This window comes from Desulfurobacterium sp. TC5-1 (assembly GCF_000421485.1).
Taxonomy (GTDB): domain Bacteria; phylum Aquificota; class Aquificia; order Desulfurobacteriales; family Desulfurobacteriaceae; genus Desulfurobacterium_A.
The window spans coordinates 563988-577035 of record NZ_ATXC01000001.1; the positions used below are offsets into that span (position 1 = coordinate 563988).

Consider the following 13048-nt stretch of genomic DNA (forward strand, 5'->3'; position numbering starts at 1 on the left):
CCCTCCATATTTAATCACAATTCACAATAATGATAAAAATTATACTCAAAACATGCAAGTTTACGGATAATTTTTATTTAATTATTTAATTTACCTGCCTGGTGGTTTATTTGCTTAATGCGGTGGTTATTAAGAAACCTCAATCAAATATCAGGCCAGAATCTTCTTCCTCCACATACACTTTAACACTATTCTTGCCGGATTTTTTTGCCTCATAAAGGGCCTTATCTGCCAGTTTAACTGCCCTGTCTATTGAATCACTGGGATCTATCTCGCTTACCCCAAAACTGGCCGTTACCTTTACGCCGTTAAAATCGTGAGAGGCAATTATTTTTCTTAATTTTTCAGCAACGAAGTAGGCTTCTCTTTTCGATAGATGGGGGCATATAACGACAAATTCCTCTCCACCCCACCTTACAAGCTTATCGCATCTACGGATGCTGGTCATTATCAGAGCCGCCATCTTTTTTAAAACTTCATCTCCTTTAGCGTGGCCGTAGGTGTCGTTAACCTTTTTAAAATCGTCAATATCAATCATAATCAAAGATATAGGAAACCGATATCTTTTAGCTCTTGCAATTTCCTCCTTGATAAATTCCATAAATGCCCGCCGATTATACGCTTGCGTTAGAGGATCTTTGATAGAGGATTCCTTAAGCATTTCAAAGGTATCGTCAATGACCGTCATCAGAATAAAGGCTCCGAGAGAAATAATGGATATGAAGCCAATGAGGTTTAAGGTGTAATATAGAAGCGTACTGACCGGATGATGGTGATACTTTAAAATAAGAATGAAAATTCCTGATAAAAACGTTGCAATGGCACCTGCGGCATCAGCATAAGGGAGAATTAAGAAGGCAAGACCCGGAACAACCGCAAACCACATGTACAAAAAGTGTTCTCCTTGAACAACTATCCCGAAACAAAGGAGAGAAACTGAAAGAATGAGAGTAACGGCAGAGAAAAAATAACAGCCAATCGAGTAGACAAATTTTGCAAGTATTGACAGGAGAAAACTGAATACTCCAAACTTAAACATCAGGGGCTTTCCAAACAGGTAGGCGGGAAAAATTACAATTACCGGAACAAGAAGCGGAGTAAGGTTCAGGACCGTGTTCAGAAAACGCTTTCTGTGTGGACATCTTTCGTAGAATCTGTTTCTGTCTTTACATCTAAAAGAAAGGAGTATGAAGTTCCAATTGCACATGCTAACCTTCTACTCTTTGTTGTATACAGCCATCTGGTACCTTACTAAATTTATTATAATCCATAATATCTAATTTGTCAAAAATCATTCAAAATTACCAATTAATTACATTATAGATAAAATAAGCACTGTAAAATAGAGGAAAGGCCTGCATGAAGTTTTGAATTAACGAATGGTACAATTAGCGTGGAGGAAAAAATGCTGAAAAAAGGAGTGAATTTAATCTGCAAAGTTTCAGTGAAAGACATTGCATTTGTTAACGCAATTTTTGAGTGGTATCACGAGGTGGGAACAGTCAGGACACGAGACAACAAAAAAGGAATTATAGAGATCTGGCTGGCGCCGGACTTTGTTGATGAAGGTATGAAGGCCATTGAATACCTTAAAAGTGGTGGATTTGTTGAGAAACTTGAAGTTATAGGTGAGGCAGGAGACAGCTGGCACAGGGAATAGAAAAGCCCCGCCTAAGGCGGGGCCATCCGGAGAGAAACATGAGAAGGAATCACTTAAAAACAACCGTTTTCCAGTATTTTCTGATCATATTCTTAACAGATTCCGGAAGCGGAACATAACCAAGTTTTTCAGCAGATTTATCGCCGTGCTTGAATGCCCAGTTAAAGAACTCAGTAACTTCTTTATTTTTCATCTTTTTCTCTCTTGGAAGGAGAATCATTGTTGCGACTGTCAAAGGCCAGCTGTTTTTACCTTCTGCGAGAAGAAGGTTTCCTTCGGTATAGAAGTGAGTTCCCAAAGACCATTTAGCATGGGCTGCGGCTGCTTTAAATGTTTCATCGCAGGGCTCAACCCAGTTTCCCTCTTTTGCCTGGAGAACAGCCGCAGAAAGTCTGTTCTGCTTTTTGTAAGCATATTCAACATATCCTATTGCACCAGGAATCTGCTTTACGTAGTTTGTTACACCTGCATTTCCTTTTGCACCTATACCAGTAGGCCATCTTACAACTTTACCGTACCCTATTCTGGACTTCCATGCAGGTGATATGCCGGAAAGCCAGTACGTAAAGTTCCATGTAGTTCCTGAACCTTCTGACCTGTGAATAACTGTTATAGGTATGTGAGGAAGGTTAACACCCTGATTGTCCTTCTTGATTTCAGGATTGTCCCAGTATCTCACTTTACCCATAAAAATGTCGGCAACCGCCCTGTTTGAAAGCTTAAGCTTTCTATCGCCTACACCTGGAAGGTTGTAAACAACAACTATCGAGCCAATAACCGCCGGAAACTGGTAAAGTCTTCTCCTGTCAAGCTCAGACGGTTTAAGCATCTTGTCGCTACCGCCAAAATCAACAACTCTATCGGTTACCTGCTTGATACCGCCACCGGAACCAATTCCCTGGTAGTTTACTCTATTCCCTGTTGCCTTTTTAAAATCCTTTGCCCACTTAACATAGACAGGATATGGAAATGTAGCACCCGCTCCGTTGATTGTCCATGCTTTAGCTGAAGATGAGGCTCCTAAAACCGTTCCTGCCGTTACTGCAACTGTCAGAGCCGCGACTGTAACTTTCTTCATCTTTCTCATCCTTTTTCCTCCCGAAAATTTTCAAGGTTGCTGATTAAAATATCTCACAAAAATGTTAATTTTTTGTTAAGAATTTGCAGGTATCCTGATAAAGAAAGTCGTACCTTTTCCCGCTGACGAGTCAAACTCTATTTCCCATCCGTGGTGTTTAACTATCGTCTTAACGAGAGAAAGACCTATTCCGAGTCCCGTACTCTCTTTCGCCTTTACAAATTTCTCAAAAATAAAAGGTTTAAGGTTTTCTGGAATGCCTCTTCCGGTATCATAAACTTCTATAACAATACTATCCTCTAATCTGTATCCCTTTACACCGACTTTACCATTTTCTGTAAATTTTACTGCATTGTCCAGAAGGTTTATGAGAAGCTGCTGAAAAAGTATCTTTTCGGCACTTATCTTTAAGTCAGGTTCAACGCTGACGCTAAAATTTATTCCTTTGGCTGCCATTTTATCTTTAAACTGGTGTCCTATCTCTTCAACAACATCACCAACATCTATTTCTATAAACTCACCTTCCTGGCCTTTCATAAGAAGGCTTATAGAGTTAACAATGTTCATTATTCTGTCTATTTGAGATGTCATTTTCCCGATAATCTCAGATTCTGCTTCAAGGGATAAAAGCTCTGCATAGCCTTTTATAACCGTAAGGGGCGTTTTAAGCTCGTGAGAGATTGTTGAAATTATTCTTTTCTTAAATTCCTCTATGCAGGTTTGACTTGTAATATCCTCAATCTCTAACATATAGACATCTTCCAGAGGTTTAGCCTTTATTTTAAGAATTCTTCCGCTCTCTTCGAATTCAGCTTCTGCCTTTTTTCCCTTCATTAACTTTTCGTACATTTTTATGACTGCAAAATAAGGAAATCTATCCCATATCTTATCTGAACTTCCAATTACTGTTCCCGTACTGTCTATGAAAAGTATGGAAGAGGATTCTCTATTTATTACCGACAGGGTTTCAAGGTTCAAATTTATAACCGACTCCCCAGACTGTTTTGATTTTGTACCCTTCATTGCCAAGTTTCTCTCTCAAGTTTTTTATGTGAACGTCTATTGCTCTAATAGAACCTCTGCTTCCAAGCTTCATTGACAGTTCATCTTTTCTTATAGCTTTACCGCTGTTTTCTACCAGTATTCTAAAAATCATAAATTCTGTTTTTGTAAGATATACCTTCCTGCCGTTAATTTCTACGGTTCTAAAGTCATCAAGGAATTGAATACTGCTATGGACGGTTTTAGGCGGCACTGAAATTTCTCCGTGTCGTCGCAGGAGAGCTCTAACCCGTGCAAGCAACTCTTTTATGCTGAAAGGCTTCGTAAGATAGTCATCTGCTCCGCTGTCAAGCCCTTTAACCTTGTCATCCTCACCTGAGAGGGCTGTCAGCAGAAGGACAGGCACATCAATTTTTCTATCTCTTAACAACCTGCAGGCATCTCTGCCTTCCATTCCCGGAAGCATAACATCAAGAATTATTAGATCGTAAGCCTGCCGATACTCGATAATGTTGTTAAGTAGCTTTTCAGAGGTATCAAAAACCCTTACCTTATAGCCTTCGCGGGAAAGAGCAAGTTTGAGGATATTTGCTATTTCCATGTCATCTTCAACAACCGCAATTTTTATCTCTTTCATTTCTGCCTCTTCAGTATTAATTTTATTCACACAAGCAGTTGTTTATATTTTATTAACATTTCTCTTAACAGACTCTTAACAGAGAGGAAGCGTATGATACCGGAAGAGTTTGAAGCTGCCGTTGAGAAAGTCCTTTCAAGTTCTGGATTTGATTTAAAAGTTGTTTTCACGGAGCTTGACAAGTGGGACGAAGCAGTTTTCCTCACGCTTGCTCTTATAAACGAAAAAGAAAAAGATTTCGTAACAATACAGGAATCTTTTAAGGTAGAATACCTCCTTGAAAACGGGAATGTCATCAGTATTGCATTTAGACCAACACCCATGGACATGTTAGAGGAGTAATATGGAAATTATCGACGTGGCACTAAGAGCGGCAGAGAGAGCTTCAGAGATACTTTTAGGTTACCAGGGGCGTCTTGAGAAAGAAGAGATAGCCTTTAAATCAAAAAACGATTATGTGACAAAAGCTGACAGAGAAGCTGAAGAAAAGATAATAGAAACGATAAAAACCTATTTTCCAGATCATTCTATTGTAGCAGAGGAGAGCGGTACGTCAGGGAACAGCGATTACACATGGTACATTGACCCTCTTGATGGAACGAAGAATTTTATACACGGACTACCTGTGTTTTCCGTCTCTATAGGTGTTGCTTTTAAAGGTGAAATGATAGCCGGAGTTGTCTCAATTCCAAAATTAAATGAGGTTTTCTCGGCTGAAAAGGGAAGCGGTGCTTTTTGCAACGGTGAAAAGATAAAAGTAAGCGATAGACCTTTCAATGAAGGGTTGATAGCTACCGGTTTTCCCTTTAAGGGAAAAGAGATGTTAGACGATTATCTCGTCTGTTTTAAAGAGGTCTTCTTTTCTGTTTCTGGTGTAAGGAGGTGCGGTTCTGCAGCAATAGATCTTGCCTACACGGCAAAGGGGATTTTTGACGGATTCTGGGAGCTCTCTTTAAAAGCCTGGGATATCGCTGCAGGCGTTCTTCTCATAGAGGAAGCAGGCGGCACCGTTTCCGATTTTAAAGGAGGTAGAGACTTTTTAAGGACGGGAAATATCATAGGAGCTTCCCAAAGCAGCTACAAACATTTATTTTCAATAGTGAACAAATATTTAGGAGGTTTTTAGAATGGATGAGAAATGCAGCAGCTGCAGTCTAAAGGATAAATGTTCAACAGTGAAAGATCCTATCGATCAAAAGCTTATCTGTAACATGTCAAAGATTAAACATAAAATAGCGGTTTTAAGTGGTAAAGGTGGTGTGGGAAAAACCACTGTTGCCACAAACCTCGCCGCTTCTCTTGCTAAAAAAGGCTTTAAAGTCGGACTCTTAGACGCAGATATTCACGGACCTAACGTTGCGAAAATGCTCGGCGGTGAAGGTGCAAAACTTCACGTTAATCCGGAAACGGAGCTTATAGAGCCTTACACGCCCGACGAAATGCCAAATCTTAAAGTGGCAAGCATGGCTTTTCTGCTTCAGGATTCAAGTCAGCCGGTCGTATGGAGAGGACCTCTAAAACATCAGGCAATAAAGCAGTTCCTTGCAGAGATGGATTGGGGCGAGCTTGATTATCTCATCATTGATCTTCCTCCTGGAACCGGTGATGAAGCTTTAAGTATTGCGCAGCTCATAAAACCTCTTGACGGCTTTGTGATTGTAACCACACCACAGGAAGTAGCGTTGCTTGATACTAAAAAGTCCGTAAATTTTGCAAAGATGTTAAAAGTGCCTGTCTTAGGTCTAATTGAAAACATGAGCGGACTCATATGTCCTCACTGCGGTAAGGAGATTGAAATATTTAAGTCTGGCGGTGGAAGAAAAGCAGCAGAAGAACTTGACATAGAATTTCTGGGGAAAATCCCTCTTGAGCCTAAAGTTGTAGAGACAGGTGATGCAGGAAAACCGATAGTAATAGCTGACCCTGAATCTGTATCTGCAAAGGCTTTTGAATCCATAGCTGATAAAATTATTGAAAAGGTAAGCTGAAGATGAAAGTTAAGATTGACAGAAAAACGGGAGCGGCTCTGCTGCTCCTTATCATTTTTTTATCTTTTGTTTTCATAGGTCTGTCTCGGAAGGAGTGGCTTTATGTATATAAAAATGGAAGGCTTTTATGCCTTTCCTGTATAGGGATTGAATAATGAAGGTACCCTTTTTTAAAAACAGAAGATTTTATCAGTCAATTACCGCAATAATTTCAAACCTTGCTGTATGGAACTTTTTTAGCGGAAAACTTTATACCGGCATTTTGAAAGCCATTCCTTTTCCGTCAATGAACTGTTACGCATGCCCCGCTTCCGTCTTTTCATGCCCAATAGGAACACTCTCTCACTTAATGGTAATGGCAAAATTTCCGTTTTACACCCTCGGCATTTTAGGTTCCGTTTCTCTGCCATTCGGAAGATGGATATGCGGCTGGATATGTCCGTTTGGTCTTCTGCAGGACATGCTTTACAAGATTCCAACACCAAAAGTAAGAATGCCTAAAAAGTTAGAACTGATTAAGTTTGCTATGCTCCTTTTCCCTGTCCTGATACTTCCTTACTTTTTAAAGAAACACCTTTTCTGCATGATGTGTCCGGTTGGAACGCTTGAGGCAGGACTCTACTGGGTGGGATTTCATCCTGAGATAAGGAGACTTGCCGGAATGCTTTTTTCTTTTAAAGTTGCCGTCATGATACTCATTGTGGGAGGAGCGATTTTTACAAAGAGGCCTTTCTGCAGGTTCTTCTGCCCGTTAGGTGCTCTTTTTTCACTCTTTAACAAAGTATCACCTATAAGGTTTACACACGACGCATCCCTGTGTACAAGGTGCAATCATTGTCAGGATGTATGCCCCGTTGACCATAAAATTTATGAAGATCCGAACAGCACCTCCTGTATAAGGTGTTTAAACTGCATAAGAGATTGCAAAGCCCTTGATATAGAGTATCCTTCTATCTTTAAAATTCCTCAAGGTAGGAATCATAACGAGAAATCTCTTCCTTAAACTTGTCCAGAATCTTACGCCTTATGTGTAGATAGAGATTTTTATCAATTGTCTCAACTACCGGAACAAACTCTCCCGATTTTGACTTCCTTGTCGGCATCTGTATAAAAAAACCCTTGTTTGACTCTATAATCTTTATGTCTTTTATTTTGAGAATACCGTTTATAACTATTTCTGCAACGGCCTTTACATTTCCTCCTATTCCGCTTGTATCAAATGGATATATGCGAACATCAGTAACTTCCATGTCCATTACAGGGAGTCTTTCAACAGCCTTTTTGTCCAAGATTCCTCCTACAAAAGGGAAATTCCGTCCTGTATGAGACGGAAAATTTCTCTATCAAACTCCTGCCATCTCTGAAGTCTCTTACGAGAAATTACCTGTATAGGGAAAAATATGCCTGTCGTTTGATACACGTGATATCCCGCTTCCATTAAAGTTTTTAAAAACGCGGTTTCATTACCTTCAAGTATAACAATAACTTCCCGTTCCCCTTCTCTATCTATCAGTTTCAGCTCTTCTGGAATTACAATTTCTTTTATCCTTTCAACAAGTCCATTAAGGGCTCTTTTCCAGTTTTCATCGCCTGAAACCTCGTTCCACCATGGAGGCTTTTCCTCAAAAGAAGGAACTTCGCAAAAAACAACGACTGCCTCCGTTCCTTCACTTATCTCTACATCTTCTACCGGTACGAACACGCCGTTTTTATAAACCACCTGTGCCGTTTTGAACTTCCCTTTCATGGTTGCATTCTCCAGATGTTAGCCTTACAACTAAATTTTGAGAGAAAAGCCTCACTTTTCAAGCTAAAAGGGAAAAATCATGGGTTTTCTTTCTAAATCCGCATTGTTTGATAGAATAATACAACAACTAACACGGAGGTTGCAATGAAAGTACTGGCAATTAACGGCTCTCACAGAAAAGGCTCGACTTTAGAACTGCTTAAGATAGTCCTCGATGAAATAGACTCCAGCATAGAGAAAGAAATTGCATCCCTGTCGGACTACGAAATCGGTTACTGTAAGCTCTGCGGCGCCTGCAAGAAAAACGGCGGAACATGTATTCTAAAAGATGGTTTCCAGGAATTAGCGGAAAAAATGACTGCAGCTGATATTATCGTTGTAGGTTCCCCCGTTTACTTTGGTTCAATAACCGGAAAATTGAAATCTCTGTTTGACCGTTCAAGAGCATTAAGGGTAAGCTGGTCTCTTAAAAACAAGTTCTGTGGTGCTCTGGCAGTTGGAGCAACTATTCACGGCGGGCAGGAACATACTATTCAGGCAATTCACAGCTGGGCTCTCATTCACGGCATGCTTGTATTTGGTGACACATCACCAACAGCCCATTTTGGCTGCGCAGCAGTGGCGAGTCAGAAGGACGGCAAGTTTGAGTTCAACAAAGGCGGCATTGAAACGGCAAAAAGCCTCGGAAGGCATATAAACGAGATAGCCGAAATGCTTAAATAATATTCGTGGGCAGCTGAGGCTGCCCACATTTCTATTGGAATATTTTTCAAAATGCCATTCAAGCGTGCAAAAATTTTAAAAGCTTGAACCTTTTCGGTAGTCCTAAATCCTAAAATTTGATATGATTAAATTTACTCGGCGATGTAAGCATTTCATAAGATATGCTTGATAAAAAATAGGGAGCAAATATGAATAATTATAAAAACATTAACGAGAAAACTGTTCTTGAAAATATATTTGAAATTTTTCTATGGAAGAGTCGATTGGCGGTTATAATTGCAGTCATTCCTTCAATTCTGGCATCTCTTTCACTTTTTTTCATAGGAACTCATAAAATCCTTAAAGTTTTTTTGCAAACTTTCGGCAATTTCATGAATTATGAAAAAGGATTTTATAAATATGCGGTTATGGACGTTGTCACGGCGGTGGATATATATCTTATAGCAACTGTTATGATAATTTTTGGCTTGGGTCTATACGAACTTTATGTTAGTAAACTAGATCCTGCTGAACATTCTGAAATCATTAAAATACTTAAAATTAAATCTCTTGATGATTTGAAAGGAAAATTAGGTAAAGTTATTTTGATGGTTTTAATAGTTACATTTTTTAAATATGCACTACAGATACCATATCACAATCCACAAGAACTTTTAATTCTATCCATTTCTATTCTTTCAATATCCGGAGCCATTTTTCTCAGTGCTCGCCACTAAAGTGAAGAGATCAGGAGGAGAATGATATGATGTCATTTTTAACTGCGCACAACAAGCTGGTATCTGGCTTCGTTTTACTTCTCCCAAATTTGCTCTGTTTCGCTCCACAAACTTCAGATACCTGCAAAACGATAGCCGAAACTTAAAGTAGTCTCCGTTAATTAAAACTGCATTTACGCTGGTTCGAACAATGAAAAAACGATTGATGGAAATATACAGGGAACTTTTCAAAGAAGATTACGTGGAAAAAAGCATGGAAAGATGTAAAAATTCCAGATGTTTGTGGCTTGTTGTTGACATTTCATCCGTTTCAAGTATTGTTTCTGCCGATTTGGGAATAAGAAGACAGCGGGAAAAAAGACCGATGATAACATCCAAAAAGGTGAAATCAAACTACATCTGTACGTTTCTCACAACAAAAAGCAGACATTGCGGTTATGACCTTGAACCTGTCAGAGTGGATTTACAAAAATGTAATAAACTTTGTGATGAATTTCACTTCATCAAACAGAGTTACAAATTCATCTATATAGATTTCAGGAGAAATACACGCAGGAAAGTTTTTAAAATTCCAGAATACTTTGTAAAAGACGAAAATCTGTTTAAATTCTGCGGAGTATGCGGTGAGTAACTTTCTGTCACCAGAAATCATCGACAAGATAACTTCCGTTTTAATCAAGAAGTTAACGGAAAAAGAAAAGCAAATTATACTTAAGCAGTATGGTGAATGCAGCTTTCAGGTTATAAGGGCTGAAGTTTCTTACATCCTTACGGAGAAAAAGGAAATTATTGAGCAAAAAAAGGAAGTAAATTTCAGTTTCCTGTACACTATAGTACGCAACTACTTTCAGGATAAATTTTTAAAGGGTAGAATCCAGCACATTTTAAAAGAAAAGTCTCTTCCCGAATTTTCAGGGAAAAGTATAAGCCGCTCAGTCATAGCATTCCTTTTTGCAGAAGAGATGGTAGAAATAGTAGCTAACCATCTCTCAAGCAAGGAACTTGAAACACTATGTTGGATGATGTTCAACAAAAAGTATCCCTCTGAGGAAAATCCATTCTTATCAGCCCTATCCAGAGAGGCCAAATATAAAAGGTGGAATAGGCTAAAGCCAAAACTGAATTCTCTCTTTAAGGAATATGGATCTTTAAACGAAGAAGAATTTGTGCTTTTCTGTGAACTCTACATGTCAAAAATCTGTAAGAAATTTCGTTTAAAAGGGTAGAAGGTATGGCTACATTGAATGAATTATTGAAGGACTACATTGAAATTAATGGAGAAGTAAAGGTGATGTTTGAGCATAGAAAAAACGTGACAGAAGTTCAAATAGGCGATGTTTTAGAGTTTACAACAAATAAAAATCCTATACTTGTCTGTGTATTAGATAGTGCTTTTCCCTGCGAAACCGTTCTCATGTCCTACCTCTGGGAAATGGCAACTTCCAGCGACCTGATAGTCAACTTTGAACATCCTTTAAGGGACAAATGGATTTTGCAAGGTGATATGGTTCTTTACATAACAGAAAACTTGCTTGGCTCGGCAAAACTTGTCGGAAGAATTGACAAAAAAGATGTTGAAATTATAAAGCGCTATTTAGAAGACGAAACTTTTTACCTTCCGAAAGATAGATGCGGAATAGGGGATAAGCTGGCCGTTAAACGGGAATTCAAATTATTTGAAGCCAAAAGGAGCAGGGAATTTCTCTTCAACCTTATAAGAGAAATAGAAGAAAAGGAGAAAACGCTCTTTTACGTATCGGGTAAAACGTTAGAAATGCTGCCAGCAGTAGCCGGAAGAGAGAAAGAGGCCGTAGCGATGGAAGATTTTATTGTTTTCAATCACGAAAATAAACTCAGAGTAAAGGTAATAAATAGCAGTATTATAAACAAACCGGCACTAATAAAGGTACTTAACATGGAACTTTACGTTGATAAACTGCCGGAGGAATTTATCATAGAGTTTGAAAGGCCTGTAATGAGTAACATTGAGTACATTGCCAAAACAATTTCCATAGAAGGTCGATAATGGGCTGGTTTGGAAAATTAATGACAAAAGAAATAGAATTAACTACAGAAGAGACAAATAAACTAATCAGAAGCGGTGAGGTTGACGAGGAAGACCTTCCCTTTCTTTTAAAGGCTGTTAAAGAAAAAAGTCTTCCCTGGTCAACAGCTTTTGAAACTTTCTATGCTATTAAAAACTTCAAGCACTTTAAACGACCTAAACTATTTAAAAACTTATTTGGACTTTCAGAACAGGAAATTTCTGATCTCTTTTCAAAAGAAGTAGTAAAAGTTAAATTCCCTGTTGTAAAATATGGAAAGGGTAAAATAATAACGGCACACCTGGTACCTCTTCAGAACTCCGTTTTAAACTTTTCGAAAGTAGATGATGAACTGCTAAGTGTAATTAAAAGAGCAACGGGAAAAGGATTTGCTGTTACATTTGATTCTCCTTTTAGTCAGGACTCGTTTATGCTTGCTGTCGTGGCGGGGCTACTTGCAGAAGATAAACACTTTCTTTCTCATCTCAGTTTCACCGGAAGTGTTGATTGTTACAGAAATATTCTTTCTGTGGGTCTTATCGGCGAAAAAAAGAAGATAAGTGAAGAGCAAAATCTAAAACTTATAACTGCTGAAGACGTCAAAAATCTCAAACAATTGAAGTGCTATCTCAAACGAAGTATTCCTGTACCTTTCCCGCTAATGGTCGGAAAACACAAAGAAGCCGTAAAAATTTTCTTTAGAAATTTTGAGAAAGAAACTAAATTAAATTGTGATGCCGTGTCGAAGTTTTCCGGTATTTCCCTTTCCGATATGGGTGTAGTTAAAGGGAATTCCCTGGAAAACTCCCTCGAAGCCTTCCACAAACTTTTAGAAGAGGAATTTTCCAGTAAACTTTTAAAAGTTACAGGGAGAAGAGAAGATGCAGTATTTCATATTACAGGTGTTGTCTCATCACTGATGTACGGAGCCGGTATAATTTTCGGGGTAAGAAAAAAAGCTGTCCTCTATCATTATCAGGACGGTGAATATCATCCGATACTCGCCATAAGTAGAGAACTCAAAGAAATAAAACGCAGTAGAAACTGGATTAAAACAAGCCAGATAGAAAAAGGAAGCAATAAAGAAGCCGCAATTACTCTTCACATAGCAAGCCATAATCCTCTCGGTTCCACCAGGGCTTTTGTAAAAAATTATCTAAAAAATGCATCCCATTTTTATATTACACTAAAGGAGAACACCGGTAATGTACCTTTAAATCGGGAAATATGGAAAACCGTTGTTTCAGAAATCTATTCTGAACTAAATAGACTGCGAAGCGAGTATATGGTCGAGAGATTCCATATATTCTTGAGCATTCCATGTCCGATGGCTTTTGCTCTCGGAGCATGTGCCGGAAAGTTTATACCGGCAACCATATACAACTATATTCCAGAAAAGAACAGTTATTCTGCCGTAATAGAAACAGATAAGTTAAAAAATATTTTTTAATC

The 13048-nt window shown here is 38.6% G+C and carries 18 protein-coding genes; 12 read left to right on the forward strand and 6 right to left on the reverse strand.

Annotated elements, in window-relative coordinates:
- Positions 1–139: 139 nt before the first annotated feature.
- Complete coding sequence (locus tag H153_RS09830) at positions 140–1207, reverse strand: GGDEF domain-containing protein (protein ID WP_022846624.1); 1068 nt, start codon at positions 1205–1207, stop codon at positions 140–142.
- A gap of 198 nt (positions 1208–1405) precedes the next feature.
- Here H153_RS09830 and H153_RS0102810 point away from each other — a divergent pair, with 198 nt between their 5' ends.
- Positions 1406–1660 (forward strand): DUF4911 domain-containing protein, encoded by a 255-nt coding sequence (locus tag H153_RS0102810; RefSeq protein WP_027719978.1) that lies wholly within the window; start codon positions 1406–1408, stop codon positions 1658–1660.
- A 49-nt stretch (positions 1661–1709) separates the two neighbouring features.
- Here the strand turns inward: H153_RS0102810 and pstS are convergent, their stop codons facing one another.
- The 3 genes from pstS to H153_RS0102825 all read right to left on the reverse strand — a co-directional run bounded on the left by pstS (position 1710) and on the right by H153_RS0102825 (position 4377).
- Positions 1710–2747 (reverse strand): phosphate ABC transporter substrate-binding protein PstS, encoded by a 1038-nt coding sequence (gene pstS / locus H153_RS0102815; protein WP_022846626.1) that lies wholly within the window; start codon positions 2745–2747, stop codon positions 1710–1712.
- A 66-nt stretch (positions 2748–2813) separates the two neighbouring features.
- Positions 2814–3761: a HAMP domain-containing sensor histidine kinase gene (locus tag H153_RS0102820; RefSeq protein ID WP_081638808.1), complete on the reverse strand. Its 948-nt coding sequence runs from the start codon at positions 3759–3761 to the stop codon at positions 2814–2816.
- On the reverse strand, positions 3706–4377 hold the full coding sequence (locus H153_RS0102825) for a response regulator transcription factor (protein WP_022846628.1): 672 nt from the start codon (positions 4375–4377) through the stop codon (positions 3706–3708). The genes H153_RS0102820 and H153_RS0102825 overlap by 56 nt, the downstream gene beginning before the upstream one ends.
- Before the next feature lie 93 nt (positions 4378–4470).
- On the opposite strand from H153_RS0102825, the gene H153_RS0102830 reads away from it, so the two are divergent.
- The 5 genes from H153_RS0102830 to H153_RS0102850 are packed head-to-tail and all read left to right on the forward strand — an operon-like array spanning position 4471 to position 7368.
- Positions 4471–4719: a hypothetical protein gene (locus H153_RS0102830; protein ID WP_022846629.1), complete on the forward strand. Its 249-nt coding sequence runs from the start codon at positions 4471–4473 to the stop codon at positions 4717–4719.
- A 1-nt stretch (position 4720) separates the two neighbouring features.
- Positions 4721–5503 carry an inositol monophosphatase family protein gene (locus H153_RS0102835; protein ID WP_022846630.1) on the forward strand — a complete coding sequence of 261 codons (783 nt, stop codon included), beginning with the start codon at positions 4721–4723 and terminating at the stop codon, positions 5501–5503.
- Position 5504: 1 nt separating this feature from the next.
- A complete protein-coding gene (locus tag H153_RS0102840; protein ID WP_022846631.1) occupies positions 5505–6365 on the forward strand; it encodes an Mrp/NBP35 family ATP-binding protein in 861 nt (286 codons plus the stop codon).
- A 2-nt stretch (positions 6366–6367) separates the two neighbouring features.
- Positions 6368–6520, forward strand: a complete 153-nt coding sequence (locus tag H153_RS10135) for a hypothetical protein (protein WP_022846632.1) — start codon at positions 6368–6370, stop codon at positions 6518–6520.
- Positions 6520–7368, forward strand: a complete 849-nt coding sequence (locus H153_RS0102850; protein WP_022846633.1) for a 4Fe-4S binding protein — start codon at positions 6520–6522, stop codon at positions 7366–7368. Before H153_RS10135 ends, H153_RS0102850 begins: the two co-directional genes overlap by 1 nt.
- Here the strand turns inward: H153_RS0102850 and H153_RS0102855 are convergent.
- Together H153_RS0102855 and H153_RS0102860 are read right to left on the reverse strand one after the other, a co-directional pair.
- Entirely contained in the window at positions 7322–7654 is a 333-nt protein-coding gene (locus H153_RS0102855) for a septation protein SpoVG family protein (protein ID WP_022846634.1), read from the reverse strand. The two genes, H153_RS0102850 and H153_RS0102855, sit on opposite strands and share 47 nt — an antisense overlap.
- Before the next feature lie 8 nt (positions 7655–7662).
- Positions 7663–8112, reverse strand: coding sequence for an antitoxin AF2212-like protein (locus H153_RS0102860; protein WP_022846635.1), 450 nt, complete (start codon positions 8110–8112; stop codon positions 7663–7665).
- Between the two features lie 144 nt (positions 8113–8256).
- Between H153_RS0102860 and H153_RS0102865 the strand changes: the two genes are divergently transcribed.
- The 6 genes from H153_RS0102865 (at position 8257) to H153_RS0102890 (ending at position 13046) form a co-directional block, all read left to right on the forward strand.
- Complete coding sequence (locus tag H153_RS0102865; RefSeq protein ID WP_022846636.1) at positions 8257–8835, forward strand: flavodoxin family protein; 579 nt, start codon at positions 8257–8259, stop codon at positions 8833–8835.
- 188 nt (positions 8836–9023) lie between these two features.
- The gene (locus H153_RS0102870) at positions 9024–9551 is read left to right on the forward strand and encodes a YqhA family protein (RefSeq protein WP_022846637.1); all 528 of its coding nucleotides are present in this window, start codon (positions 9024–9026) and stop codon (positions 9549–9551) included.
- Positions 9552–9741: 190 nt separating this feature from the next.
- Positions 9742–10182 carry a hypothetical protein gene (locus tag H153_RS0102875; RefSeq protein WP_022846638.1) on the forward strand — a complete coding sequence of 147 codons (441 nt, stop codon included), beginning with the start codon at positions 9742–9744 and terminating at the stop codon, positions 10180–10182.
- Positions 10175–10777, forward strand: a complete 603-nt coding sequence (locus H153_RS0102880; RefSeq protein ID WP_022846639.1) for a hypothetical protein — start codon at positions 10175–10177, stop codon at positions 10775–10777. Before H153_RS0102875 ends, H153_RS0102880 begins: the two co-directional genes overlap by 8 nt.
- 5 nt (positions 10778–10782) lie before the next feature.
- Entirely contained in the window at positions 10783–11577 is a 795-nt protein-coding gene (locus tag H153_RS0102885) for a hypothetical protein (protein WP_155883393.1), read from the forward strand.
- Complete coding sequence (locus H153_RS0102890; RefSeq protein WP_022846641.1) at positions 11577–13046, forward strand: SAVED domain-containing protein; 1470 nt, start codon at positions 11577–11579, stop codon at positions 13044–13046. The genes H153_RS0102885 and H153_RS0102890 overlap by 1 nt, the downstream gene beginning before the upstream one ends.
- Positions 13047–13048: the final 2 nt, after the last annotated feature.

Bases quoted from the DNA above. Each gene is read 5' to 3' on its own strand.
- H153_RS0102875 (WP_022846638.1), top strand. From the start codon at position 9,742: ATGAAAAAACGATTGATGGAAATATACAGGGAACTTTTCAAAGAAGAT.
- H153_RS10135 (WP_022846632.1), top strand. From the start codon at position 6,368: ATGAAAGTTAAGATTGACAGAAAAACGGGAGCGGCTCTGCTGCTCCTT.
- H153_RS0102825 (WP_022846628.1), bottom strand. From the start codon at position 4,377: ATGAAAGAGATAAAAATTGCGGTTGTTGAAGATGACATGGAAATAGCA.
- pstS (WP_022846626.1), bottom strand. From the start codon at position 2,747: ATGAGAAAGATGAAGAAAGTTACAGTCGCGGCTCTGACAGTTGCAGTA.
- H153_RS0102830 (WP_022846629.1), top strand. From the start codon at position 4,471: ATGATACCGGAAGAGTTTGAAGCTGCCGTTGAGAAAGTCCTTTCAAGT.
- H153_RS0102885 (WP_155883393.1), top strand. From the start codon at position 10,783: ATGGCTACATTGAATGAATTATTGAAGGACTACATTGAAATTAATGGA.
- H153_RS0102835 (WP_022846630.1), top strand. From the start codon at position 4,721: ATGGAAATTATCGACGTGGCACTAAGAGCGGCAGAGAGAGCTTCAGAG.
- H153_RS09830 (WP_022846624.1), bottom strand. From the start codon at position 1,207: ATGTGCAATTGGAACTTCATACTCCTTTCTTTTAGATGTAAAGACAGA.
- H153_RS0102810 (WP_027719978.1), top strand. From the start codon at position 1,406: ATGCTGAAAAAAGGAGTGAATTTAATCTGCAAAGTTTCAGTGAAAGAC.
- H153_RS0102890 (WP_022846641.1), top strand. From the start codon at position 11,577: ATGGGCTGGTTTGGAAAATTAATGACAAAAGAAATAGAATTAACTACA.
- H153_RS0102865 (WP_022846636.1), top strand. From the start codon at position 8,257: ATGAAAGTACTGGCAATTAACGGCTCTCACAGAAAAGGCTCGACTTTA.
- H153_RS0102860 (WP_022846635.1), bottom strand. From the start codon at position 8,112: ATGAAAGGGAAGTTCAAAACGGCACAGGTGGTTTATAAAAACGGCGTG.
- H153_RS0102850 (WP_022846633.1), top strand. From the start codon at position 6,520: ATGAAGGTACCCTTTTTTAAAAACAGAAGATTTTATCAGTCAATTACC.
- H153_RS0102870 (WP_022846637.1), top strand. From the start codon at position 9,024: ATGAATAATTATAAAAACATTAACGAGAAAACTGTTCTTGAAAATATA.
- H153_RS0102820 (WP_081638808.1), bottom strand. From the start codon at position 3,761: ATGAAGGGTACAAAATCAAAACAGTCTGGGGAGTCGGTTATAAATTTG.
- H153_RS0102840 (WP_022846631.1), top strand. From the start codon at position 5,505: ATGGATGAGAAATGCAGCAGCTGCAGTCTAAAGGATAAATGTTCAACA.